Source organism: Ruegeria sp. CL7 (assembly GCF_056536445.1).
On sequence record NZ_JBQFPQ010000001.1, the window covers coordinates 1,339,412 to 1,357,731 of the forward strand.

An 18,320-nucleotide genomic window follows, 5' to 3' on the forward strand; every position below is an offset into this window, starting at 1 on the left:
TTTTTTGCAATTCCGCTACCAGGATTCAGGCGTTTTCAGGCTATCCCTTATCCTCGGACCGTTCAGACATCCATTGATCGATCCGCGCAATCTGCTCGGCACTCAGCCGCAAGCCCAGCTTGTTGCGGCGCCAAACCACATCTTCGGCTGAGCGGGCATATTCCTTGTTCATCAGCCACGCGACCTCTTTCGCTGTCAGGGTTGCGCCAAACTCCTCTCCCAGATCGGATACCTGTTTTGCATCACCCAAAACATCCCTTGCTTCAGTCCCGTAAGCTCTGATCAGGCGGGCAGCCCAGCTTTCGGTCAAAAAAGGATAGGCCGCCATAAGATCGCTTTTCAGGGTTTCGACAGCATCCACCGGAAAATCACCCCCCGGCAGTGCGACACCTGCGGTCCAGGGGCCGGGCAGGTGCGGAAAATACTCACCGACCTTCTCAAGCGCGCTTTCTGCAAGCCTGCGATAGGTCGTGATCTTGCCGCCGAATACATTCAAAACGGGCGCCCCGCCCTGCGCATCGACTTTCAACGTGTAATCCCGCGTTGCCGCAGTGGCACTGCTTGCTCCGTCATCATATAGAGGCCGCACGCCGGAATAGGTCCACACGACATCGTCGCGCGTTATGCTTTTTTTGAAGTACTTTGATGCAAAGGCGCACAGGTAATCCTGCTCGGCCTCTGTGCAGACCGGTTTGGTCGACGGGTCCGGATGATCCTGATCCGTTGTCCCAATCAAGGTAAAGTCCTGCTCGTATGGTATGGCGAAAATGATGCGACCATCTTCGCCCTGGAAAAAATAGCATTTGTCGTGATCGTAAAGCCTGGGCGTCACGATATGACTGCCCCGCACAAGCCGCACGCCCTCGCGAGAGTTCACGCGGATCTTGGATTGAATAATGTCGCCCACCCAGGGCCCACCTGCATTGATCAGCATCTTGGCCCGGACCAAACGGGTCTCACCGCTGATCCGATCCCGAACGGACACTTCCCAAAGATCGCCGACCCGCTCGGCCGAGGTCACTTCGGTTCGGACCATGATCTGCGCGCCGCGCGACTCGGCGTCTCGCGCATTCAGGACCACCAATCGCGAGTCTTCGATCCAGCAGTCGGAATATTCATAAGCCGTTTCGAACTTGTCCTGCAACGGGGCCCCCTCGGGCGCTGACCGCAGTTTCAATGACGTCGTGCCCGGCAGGATTTTGCGCCCGCCCAGATTGTCATACATGAACAGGCCCAACCGGATCAGCCAGGCCGGACGCCGCCCGCGCATCCACGGCATGACCGTGCTGAGCAACCGCGAGGTCGGCGTTTCGGAATCAAACCGCATATCCTTGTGGTAGGGCAACACAAAACGCATGGGCCAGCTGATATGCGGCATCGCGCGCAGCAGGGTTTCACGCTCGATCAGGGCCTCACGCACCAGGCGAAATTCAAAATACTCAAGATACCGCAATCCACCGTGAAACAACTTGGTCGAGGCAGAGGACGTGGCAGAAGCGAGATCGTTCATCTCGACCAGCGTCACCGAAAGACCCCGCCCGGCGGCGTCCCGCGCTATTCCACAGCCATTGATCCCGCCGCCGATAATGAAAAGGTCTGTGATCTGGTTGTCCGTTGACTGCATATCCATTGATTCCCTGCCTGACACGGTTGCGGGCATTAGCCAGAATGACCTTCGCTTCGTCAATGTTTATGTTCGTTTTTTTTCTTTTTGCAACACTGGTATGAATTTCCAGCAAGTTGGCTTGCCAAAATCGACAAAAAGAACAAAAACGAAAATCAATCCTCTACACCGGAACTGCCCATGTCCTTGTCCTTTCGCCAATCCGACATTCTGGAAATCGCCAGCACCGATGGGCGCGTTACCGTCGAGGGGCTGGCTGAACGCTTTGGCGTCACCGTTCAGACGATCCGGCGCGACCTGACCGAGCTTGCAGATGCGGGCAAGCTGGACCGGGTTCACGGGGGCGCTGTTCTCCGCTCGGGTGTTTCAAATATCGGATACGAGGACCGCCGCGCGCTGAACGCGGACGCCAAGACCCGCATCGCTCAAACCTGCGCGGCTGATATCCCGGATGGCGCATCAATTTTCATGAACATCGGAACCTCGACCGAGGCCGTGGCAAGGCAGTTGCTGAACCACAAGAACCTGCTTGTGGTGACCAACAACATGAACGTTGCAAACATTCTTGTCGAAAACCCGGACTGCGAAATCATCATGGCCGGCGGCGTTTTGCGTCGGACAGACGGGGGGCTGATCGGCAACCTGACCGTATCAGCCATCCGGCAGTTCAAATTCGACATCGCCGTCATAGGATGTTCGGCGCTGGACGCGGATGGCGATCTTTTGGACTTCGACTTTCAGGAGGTTCAGGTCAGCCAGGCCATCATCGAGAAGGCGCGCCGCACTTTTCTGGTTGCCGATCATTCAAAGTTTCAACGCTCGGCCCCGGCGCGGATAGGATCAATTGCCGAACTTGACACAGTGTATAGCGACCTGCCCCTGCCCGGCAAGCTGCCAGAGCATTGTCGCGAGTGGCAGACTGATGTCGTCATCTGCGACTAGAGGCGGGCAAATAACAACGTCCGGGCGAGTTGCGCGGCTTGCCAGATCGAACTTGGCCTGACACTATCCTTCATACAAGAATTTGTGCACGGGAGGGGAGGACCGGGCCATGATTGCGCTTTTATTTTCGTTGTTTATCGCCACGATGGGCCTGAACTATTTCAAGTTGACCAAAGCTGGCAACGCCTTGTTTTTCGTCACATTGGCCATGTGTATCTACTGGTTGAAATTCCACGCCACCACACCGCTTACAATTCAACTCTGAGGGGCTTGCCATGACACCTGAACTGTCCCGCACCCTCAACGCGATCGGTATGCTTGCCGTCTGCCTTGTACTGGCGTTGGCGTTTTTCTATCAGCTTGTCCTCTATGAACTGCCCTGCCCGCTTTGCCTGCTGCAACGTGTTGGGTTCGTTGCCGTCGGTGTGGGGCTTGGTTTGAACCTGCTCTACGGTCCACGGCCGCAACACTATGCCATCGTGCTGATTGCGGCCTTGTATGGAGGCACTGTATCGATCCGCCAGATTCTTCTGCATATCGTACCCGGCACCGGGCACTACGGCTCTCCGGTTTTGGGTCTGCACTACTATACCTGGGCCGGGATCGCCTTTTTCCTTGTGTTGCTGGGCACGTCGATCATGCTGTTATTTGATCGCCAATACGCCGACCCTTCTGGTCAGGAACCAAGGTTCGGAGGAAATGCTCTGGCAAAGATCGCGTTTTTCGTCATGCTGGCTTTGGCGGTGCTGAACGCGGGTTCGACCTTGCTGGAATGCGGGCCGGGTATCTGCGCTGACCCGCCGACAAGCTACAAGTTGATTGACGAATTGGACGCCGGCAACTGAAGATACCGTAACCTTCCCGAAAAGGAGGAGCGAGCATGGGACTACTGGGACAGCCGCTTGGCTATTATGACTATCTGACTTTCGTGGCATTGATCCTGCTTCTGGCGGCTGTGATGGCGTTGTTTCTTTTTCTCATGGGTCTTCCGGGTCGGATCGCCATCAAGCGCAACCATCCCCATGCCGAGGCCGTAAAGATAATGGGCTGGATGGGATTTCTTGCCGTAGTGCCCTGGGTCCATGCCTTCATGTGGGCGTTCCATGATGGCGTTACGGTCGACATTCGCCGTGGCCCTGACGAGGAAAAAGACGCCATTCGTGATGAAATCAAACGTCTGGGTGGCGATGTCCGACCTGAATATCAAGGTCGACTGGACACAGACGATCCGCAGCAAAGCTAAGGCCAGAGGAAGTCACAAAACATGTTCGTCGCCCTTGGCATCACGTTATTTTACATCATTTTCGTCTGGCTTATTTTCTTCAAGCTGGAACTGCTGAAATTCAACATCGCCTGGGGCATCGTATCCTTTTGGGTTGGCGCGCACCTGTTGCTGATTTTTCTGGTCGCATTGCGGTTCTTTCAACCCTTCTCGGCCGACAGCCACGTGGTGCGTTCGACCATACAGATCATTCCCAAACTGACACAGCCGACGATCCTGACCGAAGTTCTTGTGGAACCGAACACACCTGTCACCAAGGGCGATCCACTCTACCGCTTTGATGACACGGTGTTTTCACTGGCGGTGGACAATGCGCAGGCGCAATTGGTCGCCGCTGAACAGAATTCCAAGATTCTGGAACAGGATGTGATCGCGTCGACCGAAGCTGTTGAACGCGCAAACGCACAGCTGGCCTATGCGCAGACTCAGCAAGCCCGGTATGAAACTCTTGTGCCCGCCGGTGGAGCGCGGCAAGACGAACTGGACCGCTGGAACGAGCAGGTGACCGAAGACCTTGCTGCCGTCAAACAGGCCGAAGCAAATCTGGAAAAGGCGCAACTGGCTGTGGAGTCCCAGATAGACGGTGTTAACACGGGTATTCTCCAGGCAAGGGCGCAATTGGCCGAGGCTGAGTATTTTCTTGAAAACACAACGATCTACGCGCCTGAAAACGGCATGATCGTATCGCAGCAAGCCCGCCCCGGGCTGGTCGTCGGCGATGTTCGACTGGGCGCGATAGCCAGTTTCGTGACCGAGGACAGCCCATATCTTCTTGCCACCTTTCGCCAGCAGAATCTGAAATTCGTGGAACCGGGGCAAGAGGTCGAAGTGGCGCTGGATCTTTACCCGGGCGAAATCCTGACGGGCAAGGTCGAGGCGATCTGGTGGGCCACACGCCAAGGGCAACTGATCCCTTCAGGCCGCCTGCCCGGCTTTGAACTGCCGAAACTGCCCGGTCGAATTGCCGTGCAGATCACCGTCGATATCCCGGAAGGGCACACTTTCCCGGCTGGCGGCCACGCCGCAGTGGCGATCTACACCGGCATGGGCAAAAGCTTTGAGTTCCTGAGACGCATCAACATCCGTCTCTATTCCTTCGCCAACTTCATTCGACCGCTGGATATCTGAGGATGCGCGCCATGACACTTAGCCGGTTGATGGGAACTGCACTTTGCGCCGCCACTTTCGCGGCCTGCACGCCCGTGGGGCCCGATTTCGTGCGCCCGAACTCTCCGGTCGTCAAGCAGTGGATCGAGGTAAACAGCCCCAGCGTCGGTCAAAGCGGCCTGACATCGCGCAGCGCACCTGTGGTCAAATGGTGGGAGACATTCAATGACCCGACCCTCAACCGGCTGATTGCCGAAGCTTATGCTCAGAACCTGACGCTTCAGGTCGCGGGCGCGCGGGTGCTGCAAGCGCGGGCACAGCTGGGGATCGCTTTCGGCGAATTGTACCCGCAATCCCAGGCCATAGGCGCGTCTTTGCAGCGGCGGCAAATCAGCGACAACCTTGGGCCTGTTGCCGATATCAACCGGATCATCCCCCTGGATACCGAATTCTCGACGTCTCAGGTTGGGTTCGACGCCCAGTGGGAGCTGGATGTCTGGGGCGCACAACGGCGCGGTGTGCAGGCGGCGCGGTCGAATCTGGCTTTGCAGGTCGCAAACTATGATGACGCATTGGTGACACTGACCGGCGACGTGGCCGCGCTCTACGTCAATATCCGCGCGCTGCAGGAATCGTTGGCGGTCGCCCGGGAAAACATCAAATTGCAGCAGGAATCGGCGGACCTGACCCAGCTGCGGTTCAACAACGGGGTCACGACCGAACTGGACGTTCAGGAATCCACTGCCCTGCTTAACAATACCAAAGCCTTGGTGCCCGAGTTGGAAAGCGACCTGCAACAGACCAAGAATGCGCTGGCCGTGCTGCTAGGGGCCACGCCGTCCCGGATGACCAACCTGCTGGGGAATTCCGGCCGTATCCCGTCAGCGCGAACAAATGTGGCCGTTGGGGTGCCAGCAGAATTGCTGCGCCGCCGCCCGGATGTCCGCGCGGCGGAACTGGCCGCTGCGACTCAATCCGCGCAGGTGGGTATCGCAATGGCTGACCTGTATCCTCAGTTCGTGCTGTCAGGCGCGATCGGTTTACAGGCTTCGGGCGGGCGCGATCTGTTCAGCGGCAACAGCACCACCGGTCTGGCCAGTGCCGGCGTGGTCTGGAACGTGCTCAACTATGGCCGCATCAAAAACAATGTCCGTGCGCAGGATGCGGCATATCAAGCGCTGATTGCCAATTATCAGAACACCGTTCTGACCGCGTATTCCGAGGTGGAAAGTGCGATGGTCGCCTATGCGCAAGCACGCAAACAGGTTGGGTTCTATCAGAAAAGCGTCGAAGCTTCGCGCAAGGCCGCAGATATCGCCGTAAGCCAGTACAGGGATGGAATCGCCAGCTATTCTCGCATTCTGAACACGCAGACCGCGCTTTTGCGGTCGCAGGCAAACCTGATCGAAGCGCGGCAGCAGGTGTCCAGCAATCTGGTTGCCGTTTACAAGGGTCTGGGCGGCGGATGGCAGATCCGGCAAAACCAGGAATTCCTGCCTGAAACCGTGCTGGCGGAAATGGCCTATCGAACCGATTGGGGCGATCTGCTTGAAAAAACCCCAACCCGGGCCAGCCTGAACTAGGCGCTAATTGGTCAACCCGCGCAGACCACCCGAGATCAAAATATTGACCTCGTAAAGGATGCGGGGGGCGGCCAGCCCGCCGGGGCTGGCCAGATAGTTGGGGCTCCATTCCGGATCGAATTTCTGTTTGAAGGCGCGCAAACCTTCGAAATGATAGAATTGCTCGCCATGCTCATAGACAAAGCCGCCGATGCGGTTCCAAAGTGATGCAAGCTGACGGTTTTCGATGCCTGAGAACGGCGCCGCACCCAATGAGAACCAGTGGAACCCCTGTTGCGATCCCCAGTTCATCATCTCGGCAAAAAGCGCATCCATGACAAAGCTCGGGCTGTCAGGCTCATAGCGCATCAAATCCAGTGACAGCTCGGATTTGTTGCCGCCCTGAAACAGGTTGGCGAAGGCCATGATCTTGCCGGTCTTACCGTCACGCAGAACCGCATGATCGAAATATGACAGGTACTGATCGTCAAAGCCCCCCAACGCAAAGCCCTTTTCGGCACCCGCCTTTTGCGCCAGCCAATGGTCTGAAATCGCGCGCAGTTCCGGCAATACCGGGGCCAGGTTCTCTTTCGGGATGATCTCGAATACATAGCCCTCCCTCTCGGCCCGGTTTCTGGCCTGTCTGAACCGCTTGCGCGACTTTCCGTCCAGCGAGAAATCCCTGAGTGGCACCCGCGCGACCTCGCCGATCTTCAGGATCGACAGGCCCAGATCCAGAAATGTCGGCAGGTACTTGGTTGAAACACTGTAGAAGGCACACAGTTTTCCTTCTCGGTCCGCCAATTCCCTGAGTTGCCAGATCAATTGCCGCCCCGCCGTTTCATCGCCAACCGGCTCTCCCTTCGAGATCAGAGCGTTGCCCGTGTCTGCATAGGCAATAAATGCGGTCTCATCCGGTGAGATGAGGAACTGCTTGTCACCGGTAAGCGAGATTTGGGATTCGGTGTCCTCGCACTCCATCACAAGCCGTTCAACGACCTCGGGGATTTCCGTGCGCACAGGCGTCGGAATATCTCGCCCGAACAGAGAGTTCACGGCCACGACGCCCACGATCACCGCCACGATGAGGCTGGAGCGCAAAAAGCGCGAAGCGTCACCGTTCCAGGCAAATTCCCACCACAGGGCGTTCTGGTACTCGACATGGGAATAGGCGAACAATCCGATCCAGAATATCACCGCCAGCAGCGCCACGACACTGACCAACCAAGGAATATTCAGCCTGAAGATCGACGCGCCACTGACCCGGTAAAACGCCCCGCGGAACATCGCCAGAAGGCCAATCGTGCCCAGCATCGACAGCGCTTCGTGAGTGTCCAGCCCCTTTGCCAGCGAGGCAAAGAACCCGGCCACCATCAACAGCATGGCCACCACCCATGCGCGGTAGAGCTTTCGAAACAAACCGCGGGACACCAGCAAAAGCAGCACGCCGACAGCACTGCCGGCAAGGTGCGATGCCTCGACAAACGACAGCGGCAAGACCTCTCTCAGAACGCCAAGGTTCTGCGTGCCCGCTGGCAATGCGCCGGATATCAGCAGGACCACCCCTGCCACGGCCGCAACCCCGGCTGCCACCATCGGAACAATGGGACGAATGACCCGATAGACCCATGTTGCGGCGCCGCCAATCCTGTGCCTTTGCGTCAGTGCGGACGCGATCGCAATGGACACGCTGGCGATACCGAACGGCAAGAAGGTGTAAACGACGCGATACAGCAACAAGGCTGCGATCACATCCGAACGTCCCGACGCTCCAAGCCCCGCGATCAGCGTGGCTTCGAATACCCCAAGCCCGCCCGGCGCGTGGCTGAGGATTCCAACGGCAATGGCGGCGATGTAGATCGTGAAGAAATAGGGATAGCCAACGCCCAGATCGTCCGGCATCAGGACATAGAGCGCCATGGACGCGCCAACCAGATCTCCGATGGCGGCCAGTGTCAGAAGGCTGGCCAGTTTGCCACCCGGCAAGTCAAACCCGATACCTGCGACGGCCAACCGCCTGCCGCCGCTGGACAACCATATGAACATCGCGACCAATGCCCCCAAAAGGCTCAGCCCGATGGCGGTTTCCACCGTTTCGCTGACAGGCATCACTTTCGAGATCCCATCCGGATGCACGGTCAGCAACACACCCAGAACCAGAACAAGCCCCATCCAGAACGCGACCCAGGACGTTGCGATAACCCCGGCCACCCGCCCCAGATCCAAGCCCAGCGACGCATATATCCGATACCGGATCGCCGTTCCGGTAATGTAGGAAAAACCCAGACAGTTCGACACGGCATAGCCGCTGGCCCCTGCCATTCCGGCAACAGGCAATGGCACTTTGCCGCCCGCCACGCTTTGCACGGCAAACACATCATAGAGCGACAGCGACAGGAAACTGAACGCGGTCCAGCACAATGCGAAAAACATCAGTTTCCACGACGTCGTTGCGATATCGGTCTGGACATCTGACCATTTCACATGCGCCGACAAATCATGCAGAACCGTCAGCGCGATCCCGGTCACGAGAACCGGTATTGCAATCCGCAGCCACGGTTTTTCCAACATGGCCGTAAGCTTTTCGGCCCAGTGTACGGCCAGAGGTTCACCGTCACTTTCCGCATTGGTCATGCTGCACGTCCCCGCCAGTTTCTGATCGCAGATACCACGCGCGGCTCACCCGCCCGTCGACGATTCAGACATCATCTGCCAACGGACTCTGGCACATTTTGGTTTTATCTCAAAGCGCTAGAGCCGCCCCTTGCGTGTTGACAGCAAAAGGTTCGTTTCCGAACGCGTCACGCCGTCGATCCTTCGGATCTGAAACAGAACCTCATCCAGTTCGGCCAGGGTTTCCGCGCTGATCTCGGCGATCAGATCCCAACTGCCATTTGTCGAATGAACTGCCGTCACCTGACGCATGGCACCGATCCGGGCCATGACGCGTTCCGTCCCGCGCCCCTCAATCTCGAGCATCATCAACCCGCGCACCGGGCTTTGCGCCAGGTCGCGACGCGTCAGGACGGTGAAGCCGACGATTTCACCGGACTGTTTCAGCCGCTGCAACCTGCTGCGGACCGTGGTGCGTGTCACGCCCAGTGTTTCCGACAGCTCTGACAGGCTTGCCCGTGCATCCCGTTGCAACGCATTGAGCAGCCGATTGTCCAATTCGTCCATAACATCTTCTCATAAAGGAACTTCCGAGACCATTTTGAGCATTTTGCCGACTTCACGCAAGACAGTCCGACGGCCTAAATGAACACATGGAAATCAAGGATATCATACTGGTCGGCGCCCCAATGGACGCCGGGAAACGTCGTCAGGGATGCCGGATGGGACCTGATGCGTATCGCGTGGCAGGGTTGGATGAGGCGCTGTCTGATCTTGGTCACACCGTCCAAGATTGGGGCGACGTGCAGGCCGAAAACGTCGACATTCCCCGACACCCGCACCTATTCGCCCTGCCCGAATGCGTGGGGTGGACGCACGCTCTCAGCAAAGCTGCGCAAGACGCGGCGGGTCAGGGCATTCCGATTTTCATGGGGGGTGATCACGCCCTGTCCATGGGTACGGTGGCCGGGATGGCCGCCCATGCTGCTCGGATCGACCGCCCTCTTTTTGTGCTATGGCTTGACGCCCACAGCGACTTTCACACTCCGGACAGTACCGGCAGCGGCAACCTGCACGGAACGCCGGTGGCGTATTTCACCGGCAGACCCGGATTTGAGGATTTCCCCCCTTTGCCGGCCGTCATCCCAACGGATCGCGTCGGCATGATCGGATTGCGCTCTGTCGACCCGGCTGAACGGGCAGCGCTGGAGCAAGACCGTGCCATGCTGGCGGATATGCGCAGCATCGATGAAAATGGAATCAAAGCCCCCCTTTTGGCCTTTCTTGATCGCGTGAAGGCAGAAAACGCTCTGCTACATGTATCTTTGGATGTCGATTTCCTCGACCCGGCAGTGGCGCCCGCAGTCGGCACGACCGTGCCCGGCGGTGCAACCGAGCGCGAAGCCCACCTGGTAATGGAACTGCTGCATGAAAGCGGGCTTGTCTGCTCGCTGGACCTGGTCGAACTGAACCCGTTTCTGGATGAGAGGGGCCGAACCGCAAAACTGATGGTCGATCTGGCCGCCTCGTTGATGGGTCGCCGTATCTTCGACCGTCCCACCCGGAGTTTTTGATGCTGTCTCTGCAAGCGCCATCTGCCGCTATCATGATCCGGCCGCACGCTTTTGCGTCCAACCCAGAAACACGCGATGACAATGCCTTTCAAACGCTGAGCACCGCATCCGCCCAGGCCACGTCGGAAGCGGCCAGGGATGAACATGATCGGACGGTACAGCAATTGCGCGACGCCGGTGTCACTGTTCATGTGTTTGACGATTTCGGGGACCTCAACACACCTGACAGCGTTTTTCCAAACAACTGGTTCTCGACGCATCCCGGCGGCCATGTGGCGATCTACCCGATGTTCGTGCCATCGCGCAGACGCGAACGCCGGACCGATGTAATCGAACTGCTCAAACAGGAATACCGTGTGCAGGATGTCATCGACTATTCCGGGCTGGAACAAGACAACCTGGCCCTGGAAGGGACCGGCGCGATGGTGTTGGATCATGTGGCCCGTATCGCTTACACGGTGACGTCCAATCGCGCCGATCCGGTCCTGTTGGAACGGTTCTGCACACATTTCAACTATGAACCAATCGCCTTCGAAGCCCGCGATGCCAAGGGCCGAGACGTTTATCACACCAACGTTTTGATGGGTATCGGAACGCATTTCGCCCTGATTTGCCTCGACATGATTTCGGACCCGGCCCGCCGCATGACCGTTCGCAATCGGCTGGAAGAATCCGGTCGAACGGTTATTGACCTGACGCACGACCAAATTGCCGAGTTCGCAGGTAACGCCATTGAACTGACCGGACGGGATGGGTTGGTTCTTGCCCTGTCCAGCAGGGCACTTGCCGCCCTCACACCAGACCAAATCGCAGCAATCCAGGACAGTGCAACACCGTTGCCGCTGTCCGTTCCTACAATTGAAACCGCCGGTGGGTCCGTGCGCTGCATGATTGCAGGCGTTCACCTTGCCCGCCGATAGGAGAGCACCATGCAACCTTCAGACAAGGCCCTGGTACCATTCGTTTCCGTCGACAACATGATGCGGCTGGTACACCACATTGGCGTCGAACAGATGATCACGCAGATTGCCGCTCAGATCGAAGCCGATTTCAAACGATGGGAAAGCTTCGACAAGACACCTCGCATTCCGGCGCATTCTCCTCATGGCGTAATTGAGTTGATGCCAACTTCGGATGGTGAGGCGTACGGGTTCAAATACGTAAACGGCCATCCCAAGAACACCTCCGAGGGGCTGCAGACAGTAACTGCATTCGGTCTGTTGGCAGATGTCTATACAGGATATCCGACGCTGTTGACCGAAATGACAATGCTGACCGCGCTGCGCACGGCTGCAACTTCGGCATTGGTCGGGCGCTATCTGGCCCCGAAAAATGCCAGGACAATGGCCATGATCGGCAATGGCGCACAGTCCGAATTCCAATGCCTTGCCTTCAAGGCAATGTGCGGAATCGACACCGTTCGGCTTTATGACATCGACCCGAATGCCACGTCGAAATGCGCTGCGAACTTGCAGGGCAAGGGCCTGACAGTCATCCCTTGCAAGACGCCGGAAGACGCCATTGAAGGTGCCCAGATCATAACCACCTGCACGGCAGACAAGAAATACGCAACGATCCTGACCGACAACATGGTCGGGCCCGGCGTGCACATCAACGCCATCGGAGGCGATTGCCCCGGCAAGACCGAGCTGCATCGCGACATCCTGTTACGTTCGGACATCTTCGTCGAGTACCCTGAACAAACCCGGATCGAAGGCGAAATTCAGGCGCTGGACGCGGATCACCCTGTGACCGAGATGTGGCAGGTCATCACCGGCGCCGCCAAGGGGCGCATCGATGAGCGGCAGATCACTTTATTCGACAGTGTCGGCTTTGCCATCGAGGATTTCTCGGCCCTGCGCTATGTGAAACAGGCGATTGAAGGCACAAACTTCTTTGAACCTCTGGACATGTTGGCCGACCCGGACGATCCGCGCGATCTGTTCGGAATGTTGATGCGAGCTGGATAACACGCGATCTTGGGGGCTCTGCCCCCGCCGCGCTGCGCGCGCCTCCCCCGGGATATTTTCAGCCAGATGAAGCAGGGGATCCGAACTTCATCTGGCCACAAATATCCCGGAGCGCGAGGCAGAGCCTCGCTTCCGAGCTATCCCGCAAGCGATGGCAGGTAGAGGACAATACCCGGGAATGCCACAAGCATTGCGATGGTCAGGGCGTCCGCGATGAAAAAGGGCGTGACGCCTTTGAACACATCTTGAACACTTAGGTCCGGGCGCACACCGGCAACGACAAAGCAGTTCAGCCCGATGGGCGGTGTAATCAGGCAAAACTCGGCCATTTTGACCACCAGAATGCCAAACCAGATCGCGCACATCGGGCCGGACATTCCAAACGCGCTGTCGGCGGCACTGACGGTTTCACCACCATTCAAGGCCATTACCGCCGGATAGACGACGGGCAAAGTCAAAAGCAGCATCCCGATCGCGTCCATGAACATGCCCAACACCGCATATGCCAGCAGAATGCAGATCAGGATCATCATGGGCGACATCTCGAGCCCCGTGATCCAATCCGAGAAGGCACCCGGCAGGTCGGCGAACCCAAGAAAGCGCACATAGATCAGAACGCCCCAGATGATCGAAAAGATCATCGCCGTCAGTTTGGCGGTTTCCAAAAGCGCGGATTTGAGCTCGGCCCAGCGCATTCCGTGGAACAAGGCGAAACAGAATACGATGAAGGCGCCAATGGCACCGCCTTCCGTCGGAGTGCCCCATGCTTTTTCTCCAAACGGATTGTAGACAAAGCAAATGATGATCAGGATGACGGCGACAATCGGAATAGCACCGGGAAGAGCGGCAAAGCGCTGTTTCCAGGAAAACCCCGTGACAGGCGGACCAACGGATTTGAATATCACTGCAATCCCGACGATCAGGAGGCCGTATACAATTGCGGAAAACGCACCCGGAATGAACCCCGCCAACAGCAGCTTCCCGACATCCTGCTCGACGATGATCGCGTAGATCACCAAAATGGCCGAAGGCGGGATCAGGGAGGCCAGCGTCCCGCCCGCGGCAACCACACCTGCTGCAAAGCGTTTGTTATAGCCCACCTTCAGCATTTCCGGAATCGCGATACGGGCGAAGACGGCCGAAGTCGCAACCGAAGCACCGGACACCGCAGCGAAGCCGGCTGTGGCGAAAACGGTCGAAACCGCCAACCCTCCGGGCACCCATGCGACCCAACGTTTTGCGGCCTCGAACAAAGCACGGGTAAGCCCCGCGTAATAAGCCAGATACCCGATCAGGATAAAGGTCGGAATCAGGCTGAGAGTGTGGGACGCGACCTTGGAATGTGGCACCTGCCCCGCGGTCTTGACTGCCACTGTCAGCGCCTTGCCAAACCGTTCCGGATCGTAACCGAACTTGGCCCAGAAAATCCAAACCAGTCCGACAAGCCCTGCCAAACCCGCTGCGAAGGCAACCCGCATGCCCGCCACGACAAGGACCAGAAGGCCGCCAGTGACCCAAAGGCCAATCTCAATCGTGTCCATGTATCAGTCCTGCCCTTCGAACTGTTCGGCCTCGGCCGCCGCCTGCGCCGCTGCATCCTGTATCAACGGAACGGCCGCCGGAGTGTCCAGCCCCAGCCAGAACGCCCGACCATACCCCCAGACTTGCAGCGCAAGGCGCAGGCAGAGAACGGAAAATGCAACGGGTGCCAGCAGCTTGGCCGGCCACAAGGGTATGCCGATGTCGATCGAACTGTCCCGGCTCCACATTGGGGCGCCAAAATCAAAGGACCGGTCGAAATGAGACCAACTGCCCCAAACCAGAGCCAGCATCAGGATCAGGATCAGAACCACCGAGAGCAATTCGAACAGCCACAAAGCCCGACCGTGCAAGCGGGATATGACTATATCCATCCGGATATGCCCCCCATCACGCTGAACATATGAAATGCCCAGAAAAGCGATGAGAGGCATCGCCTGTTCGATCCAGTCCACATAGCCCGGCAAAGGAGCATTCAGTGCATTTCGACCACTGACCGATACAACGGCCAATACCATCAGTGAAAAAACCGCCAATCCGCTGATCAGTGCCAGAAACCGTTCGAGCACGAGCAAACGCTGATCCAACTGGCTCAGACGGCTGCCGTCTACCAGAACCGTGGCTTGTCCTGCCATTCCGGTGTTTCCTTGTTGTTTGTTGCCGGGCGCCTTGAAAGCACCCGGCCTTGTGGATCAGTTGCCGCCGCGCTGTTGCTTCAGCGTCGTCTGGACAAGATCGTAAAGGTCCTGCGCCGGCAGGCCCTGTGCGGTCATGTCCGCAATCCATTTTTCACGGATCGGATCAGCGGCCTTCGTGCGGAACTCTTCGATTACCGCGTCGTCGATCATGACCTTCTGGACACCCTTTTCTTCCAAGACACTGTCCCATTGTTCGAGCAAGCCGCCGTAATTCGCAAGGTAGTGATCGATCGCCTCGTCAATCGAGCTGTCCAGAGCCTCACGATGTTCGGCTGGCAGGGCCTCGTAGGCATCGATGTTGACGACAACCGGGCAGTTCACCGTTCCTGGATTCAGGTTCGCGGTCCACCAGTCCGCTTCGTTGATCGTTCCGAATGACAGGTGCGCGTGCTGGGCAAAGGCCACGGTGTCGACGACGCCCGATTCCATCGCATTGAAGGCTTCGGTCGCCGGAACCGATGTCGGCACCCCTCCGACCGCCTCGAAGGCCTGACCAAGGCCACCGGTCGCCCGGACCCGCATTCCGTCAAATTCAGCAAGTTCATCCCGCGGCTCGCCCGTGCCGACAAGGTTATACTGCGGCATTGGCGAGGTCATGATGATGCGGGCGTTCCATTGCGCCATCTCTTCCTTGACCGCTGGATGGTCGTATACTGCATGGCTTACCGCAACTTCTTCCTGCAGGTTGTTCACACCCAGAAATGGCAGTTCCAAAACGGTAATCGCCCGGTTCTTGTCGCGGTGATAGCCGGCACAGAACTGCGCCATCTCAAAGGCGCCGATTTCGATCCCGTCCAGGTTTTCCTTAGGTTTGGACAACCCGCCATAGCTGACATTGATGGTGAATTCGCCACCGGTTTTCTCGCTGACCAGTTCGGCCAGTTTTTCAACATGTTCCGTAAAGGCGCGGCGCTTGCCCCAGACGGATGCGTTCCATTCTGTCGCCGCGGCTTCGGTCACAAAAGCAACGCCAAGGGCGGCGACTGCGGCACCGCTCAACATCTTTTTCATAGTTTTGTCTCCCATAGGTGCGCCCCCTACCGAGGCGCTTGCCGATCAAGCTAGCGCCAACAATCGGTTGTGCCAACCCTAACCGGGATTTGCGTATTTTGCAGAATAAGCCCCAGAAATGACTCAAAACGACAGAAGCCTTGAGGTCACCTGTCGTTGCAACCACAATTGACACACAGCGCCCTCAATTCTCGTTACCTTTAAGTAACTGTTTTTGTTTTATTTTAGCGATTCTTTTGCCAATTTTTTTACTAATATGGCCGTATTGTTAAAATTTCTTTACAAAGAAATCCAAGGATTACACCAATTTATTTATTTATTTTCAGAACGCGGTAATATTCAAACTTGGGGAGGAACAGGATCGACATTGCCTGAATGACAGGCAAAAAATCCACAAGTAATCCAGTCCAGAGGGAGGAGCCTCAAAGATGACCACCGCTGCCCAGGCAGATGCCAAGACTTATCCGCCATCCGCAGAAACCGTCGCTCGTGCGCATGTCGATGCGGCAAAGTATGCTGACATGTACGCAGCCTCAATCAGCGACCCCGACGCGTTCTGGGGCGAGCAAGGCAAGCGCATCGACTGGATCAAGCCCTTCACCCAGGTCAAGGACGTCAGTTACGAGTTTGGCTCGGTCAAGATCAACTGGTATGCCGATGGCACGTTGAATGTGTCGGCCAACTGCCTGGATCGTCATCTGAAAACCCGCGGCGACCAGACCGCGATCATCTGGGAGCCGGATGATCCGAATGACCCGGCCCAGCATATCTCTTACGCAGAATTGCACCGCCGCACCTGCCGGATGGCCAACATTCTGGAATCCCTGGGCGTGCGCAAGGGCGATCGCGTGGTCATCTATCTGCCGATGATCCCCGAAGCTGCTTACGCCATGCTGGCCTGTGCGCGGATCGGCGCAATTCATTCGATCGTTTTCGCGGGCTTCTCGCCCGACGCTCTGGCAGCGCGGATCAATGGGTGCGACGCCAAGGTCGTGATTACGGCAGATGAGGCCCCGCGTGGCGGCCGCAAAACGCCGCTGAAATCCAACGCAGACGCCGCCCTGCTGCACTGCAAAGACACGGTAAAATGCCTTGTGGTCAAGCGCACCGGCGGTCAGACCACCTGGATCGACGGTCGCGACTTTGACTACAACGAAATGGCGCTTGAGGCGGACGACTACTGCGCCCCTGCCGAAATGAACGCCGAAGATCCTCTGTTCATTCTTTACACGTCGGGTTCGACCGGTCAGCCCAAGGGCGTTGTGCACACCACAGGGGGGTATCTTGTTTACGCCTCGATGACGCACGAGATCACATTCGATTATCACGAAGGTGACGTGTACTGGTGCACCGCTGACGTGGGCTGGGTCACCGGGCACAGCTATATCGTCTATGGCCCGCTGGCCAATGGCGCAACCACGCTGATGTTCGAAGGCGTGCCCACTTATCCCGACGCCTCGCGCTTCTGGCAGGTCTGCGAAAAGCACAAGGTCAACCAGTTCTACACCGCACCGACCGCGATCCGCGCGCTGATGGGTCAGGGCAATGAGTTTGTCGAAAAATGCGACCTCAGCGATCTGCGCATTCTGGGCACCGTGGGTGAACCGATCAACCCCGAGGCCTGGACCTGGTACAACGACGTTGTCGGCAAAGGCAAATGCCCCATCGTCGACACCTGGTGGCAGACAGAAACCGGCGGCCACCTGATGACGCCGCTGCCCGGTGCACATGCGATGAAGCCCGGATCGGCGATGAAGCCGTTTTTTGGCATCGAACCGGTGGTTCTGGACCCGCAATCCGGTGTTGAAATCGAAGGCAACGGTGTCGAGGGCGTTCTGTGTATCAAAGACAGCTGGCCCGGCCAGATGCGCACCGTCTGGGGCGATCATGAGCGGTTCGAGAAAACCTATTTCTCGGATTACAAAGGCTATTACTTCACGGGTGACGGCTGCCGTCGCGACGAAGATGGCGACTATTGGATCACCGGTCGTGTAGACGACGTGATCAACGTGTCCGGTCACCGCATGGGCACGGCCGAGGTGGAAAGCGCGCTGGTTGCGCATGCTGCTGTGGCCGAGGCTGCCGTGGTTGGATACCCTCATGAAATCAAAGGGCAAGGCATCTATTGCTACGTCACGTTGATGAATGATCGCGAGCCGTCGGACGAGTTGATGAAAGAGCTGCGCACATGGGTCCGCACCGAAATCGGCCCGATTGCATCTCCGGATGTGATACAGTGGGCACCTGGCCTGCCGAAAACGCGCTCGGGCAAGATCATGCGCCGTATCCTGCGCAAGATCGCCGAGAACGATTTCGGATCGTTGGGCGATACTTCGACACTGGCCGATCCGTCGGTGGTCGAAGACCTGATCGAAAACCGTGCGAATAAGTGAGGGTG

The 18,320-nt window shown here is 57.6% G+C and carries 16 protein-coding genes; 10 read left to right on the top strand and 6 right to left on the bottom strand.

The window, feature by feature from the left end:
- Positions 1-40 precede the first annotated feature (40 nt).
- Positions 41-1,624 (bottom strand): glycerol-3-phosphate dehydrogenase, encoded by a 1,584-nt coding sequence (gene glpD / locus ACR0LI_RS06745; protein ID WP_480718344.1) that lies wholly within the window; start codon positions 1,622-1,624, stop codon positions 41-43.
- 180 nt (positions 1,625-1,804) lie between these two features.
- Between glpD and ACR0LI_RS06750 the strand changes: the two genes are divergently transcribed.
- The 6 genes from ACR0LI_RS06750 (at position 1,805) to ACR0LI_RS06775 (ending at position 6,538) form a co-directional block, all read left to right on the top strand.
- Positions 1,805-2,566, top strand: a complete 762-nt coding sequence (locus ACR0LI_RS06750) for a DeoR/GlpR family DNA-binding transcription regulator (protein WP_171633000.1) — start codon at positions 1,805-1,807, stop codon at positions 2,564-2,566.
- Between the two features lie 109 nt (positions 2,567-2,675).
- On the top strand, positions 2,676-2,831 hold the full coding sequence (locus ACR0LI_RS06755; RefSeq protein ID WP_171116330.1) for a DUF5993 family protein: 156 nt from the start codon (positions 2,676-2,678) through the stop codon (positions 2,829-2,831).
- Between the two features lie 10 nt (positions 2,832-2,841).
- Entirely contained in the window at positions 2,842-3,411 is a 570-nt protein-coding gene (locus ACR0LI_RS06760) for a disulfide bond formation protein B (RefSeq protein ID WP_152457736.1), read from the top strand.
- A 35-nt stretch (positions 3,412-3,446) separates the two neighbouring features.
- The gene (locus tag ACR0LI_RS06765) at positions 3,447-3,809 is read left to right on the top strand and encodes a DUF3302 domain-containing protein (RefSeq protein WP_152457735.1); all 363 of its coding nucleotides are present in this window, start codon (positions 3,447-3,449) and stop codon (positions 3,807-3,809) included.
- A 21-nt stretch (positions 3,810-3,830) separates the two neighbouring features.
- Positions 3,831-4,976, top strand: a complete 1,146-nt coding sequence (locus tag ACR0LI_RS06770; RefSeq protein WP_171633005.1) for an HlyD family secretion protein — start codon at positions 3,831-3,833, stop codon at positions 4,974-4,976.
- Positions 4,977-4,987: 11 nt separating this feature from the next.
- Positions 4,988-6,538, top strand: a complete 1,551-nt coding sequence (locus tag ACR0LI_RS06775; protein ID WP_245217982.1) for an efflux transporter outer membrane subunit — start codon at positions 4,988-4,990, stop codon at positions 6,536-6,538.
- A 3-nt stretch (positions 6,539-6,541) separates the two neighbouring features.
- Here the strand turns inward: ACR0LI_RS06775 and mprF are convergent, their stop codons facing one another.
- Together mprF and ACR0LI_RS06785 are read right to left on the bottom strand one after the other, a co-directional pair.
- Entirely contained in the window at positions 6,542-9,151 is a 2,610-nt protein-coding gene (gene mprF / locus ACR0LI_RS06780; RefSeq protein WP_480718226.1) for a bifunctional lysylphosphatidylglycerol flippase/synthetase MprF, read from the bottom strand.
- Between the two features lie 117 nt (positions 9,152-9,268).
- A complete protein-coding gene (locus ACR0LI_RS06785) occupies positions 9,269-9,697 on the bottom strand; it encodes an Lrp/AsnC family transcriptional regulator (RefSeq protein WP_171633011.1) in 429 nt (142 codons plus the stop codon).
- An 86-nt stretch (positions 9,698-9,783) separates the two neighbouring features.
- Here ACR0LI_RS06785 and rocF point away from each other — a divergent pair, with 86 nt between their 5' ends.
- The 3 genes from rocF to ACR0LI_RS06800 are packed head-to-tail and all read left to right on the top strand — an operon-like array spanning position 9,784 to position 12,674.
- Positions 9,784-10,704, top strand: a complete 921-nt coding sequence (gene rocF / locus ACR0LI_RS06790) for an arginase (RefSeq protein WP_171633014.1) — start codon at positions 9,784-9,786, stop codon at positions 10,702-10,704.
- Positions 10,704-11,624: a citrulline utilization hydrolase CtlX gene (gene ctlX, locus ACR0LI_RS06795; protein ID WP_480718227.1), complete on the top strand. Its 921-nt coding sequence runs from the start codon at positions 10,704-10,706 to the stop codon at positions 11,622-11,624. Before rocF ends, ctlX begins: the two co-directional genes overlap by 1 nt.
- Before the next feature lie 9 nt (positions 11,625-11,633).
- The gene (locus tag ACR0LI_RS06800) at positions 11,634-12,674 is read left to right on the top strand and encodes an ornithine cyclodeaminase (RefSeq protein WP_480718228.1); all 1,041 of its coding nucleotides are present in this window, start codon (positions 11,634-11,636) and stop codon (positions 12,672-12,674) included.
- Positions 12,675-12,811: 137 nt separating this feature from the next.
- Here ACR0LI_RS06800 and ACR0LI_RS06805 read toward each other — a convergent pair whose 3' ends face one another.
- The 3 genes from ACR0LI_RS06805 to ACR0LI_RS06815 are packed head-to-tail and all read right to left on the bottom strand — an operon-like array spanning position 12,812 to position 15,922.
- Positions 12,812-14,215, bottom strand: a complete 1,404-nt coding sequence (locus ACR0LI_RS06805; RefSeq protein ID WP_171723428.1) for a TRAP transporter large permease — start codon at positions 14,213-14,215, stop codon at positions 12,812-12,814.
- A gap of 3 nt (positions 14,216-14,218) precedes the next feature.
- Positions 14,219-14,848: a TRAP transporter small permease gene (locus tag ACR0LI_RS06810; protein ID WP_171723429.1), complete on the bottom strand. Its 630-nt coding sequence runs from the start codon at positions 14,846-14,848 to the stop codon at positions 14,219-14,221.
- Between the two features lie 57 nt (positions 14,849-14,905).
- A complete protein-coding gene (locus ACR0LI_RS06815) occupies positions 14,906-15,922 on the bottom strand; it encodes a C4-dicarboxylate TRAP transporter substrate-binding protein (protein ID WP_171723430.1) in 1,017 nt (338 codons plus the stop codon).
- Positions 15,923-16,350: 428 nt separating this feature from the next.
- On the opposite strand from ACR0LI_RS06815, the gene acs reads away from it, so the two are divergent.
- Positions 16,351-18,315 (top strand): acetate--CoA ligase, encoded by a 1,965-nt coding sequence (gene acs / locus ACR0LI_RS06820; protein WP_171633027.1) that lies wholly within the window; start codon positions 16,351-16,353, stop codon positions 18,313-18,315.
- Positions 18,316-18,320: the final 5 nt, after the last annotated feature.

What these genes read in the sequence shown, in the direction of transcription:
- glpD (WP_480718344.1), bottom strand. Translation starts at nt 1,624, where the DNA reads ATGCAGTCAACGGACAACCAGATCACAGACCTTTTCATTATCGGCGGC.
- ACR0LI_RS06750 (WP_171633000.1), top strand. Translation starts at nt 1,805, where the DNA reads ATGTCCTTGTCCTTTCGCCAATCCGACATTCTGGAAATCGCCAGCACC.
- ACR0LI_RS06755 (WP_171116330.1), top strand. Translation starts at nt 2,676, where the DNA reads ATGATTGCGCTTTTATTTTCGTTGTTTATCGCCACGATGGGCCTGAAC.
- ACR0LI_RS06760 (WP_152457736.1), top strand. Translation starts at nt 2,842, where the DNA reads ATGACACCTGAACTGTCCCGCACCCTCAACGCGATCGGTATGCTTGCC.
- ACR0LI_RS06765 (WP_152457735.1), top strand. Translation starts at nt 3,447, where the DNA reads ATGGGACTACTGGGACAGCCGCTTGGCTATTATGACTATCTGACTTTC.
- ACR0LI_RS06770 (WP_171633005.1), top strand. Translation starts at nt 3,831, where the DNA reads ATGTTCGTCGCCCTTGGCATCACGTTATTTTACATCATTTTCGTCTGG.
- ACR0LI_RS06775 (WP_245217982.1), top strand. Translation starts at nt 4,988, where the DNA reads ATGACACTTAGCCGGTTGATGGGAACTGCACTTTGCGCCGCCACTTTC.
- mprF (WP_480718226.1), bottom strand. Translation starts at nt 9,151, where the DNA reads ATGACCAATGCGGAAAGTGACGGTGAACCTCTGGCCGTACACTGGGCC.
- ACR0LI_RS06785 (WP_171633011.1), bottom strand. Translation starts at nt 9,697, where the DNA reads ATGGACGAATTGGACAATCGGCTGCTCAATGCGTTGCAACGGGATGCA.
- rocF (WP_171633014.1), top strand. Translation starts at nt 9,784, where the DNA reads ATGGAAATCAAGGATATCATACTGGTCGGCGCCCCAATGGACGCCGGG.
- ctlX (WP_480718227.1), top strand. Translation starts at nt 10,704, where the DNA reads ATGCTGTCTCTGCAAGCGCCATCTGCCGCTATCATGATCCGGCCGCAC.
- ACR0LI_RS06800 (WP_480718228.1), top strand. Translation starts at nt 11,634, where the DNA reads ATGCAACCTTCAGACAAGGCCCTGGTACCATTCGTTTCCGTCGACAAC.
- ACR0LI_RS06805 (WP_171723428.1), bottom strand. Translation starts at nt 14,215, where the DNA reads ATGGACACGATTGAGATTGGCCTTTGGGTCACTGGCGGCCTTCTGGTC.
- ACR0LI_RS06810 (WP_171723429.1), bottom strand. Translation starts at nt 14,848, where the DNA reads ATGGCAGGACAAGCCACGGTTCTGGTAGACGGCAGCCGTCTGAGCCAG.
- ACR0LI_RS06815 (WP_171723430.1), bottom strand. Translation starts at nt 15,922, where the DNA reads ATGAAAAAGATGTTGAGCGGTGCCGCAGTCGCCGCCCTTGGCGTTGCT.
- acs (WP_171633027.1), top strand. Translation starts at nt 16,351, where the DNA reads ATGACCACCGCTGCCCAGGCAGATGCCAAGACTTATCCGCCATCCGCA.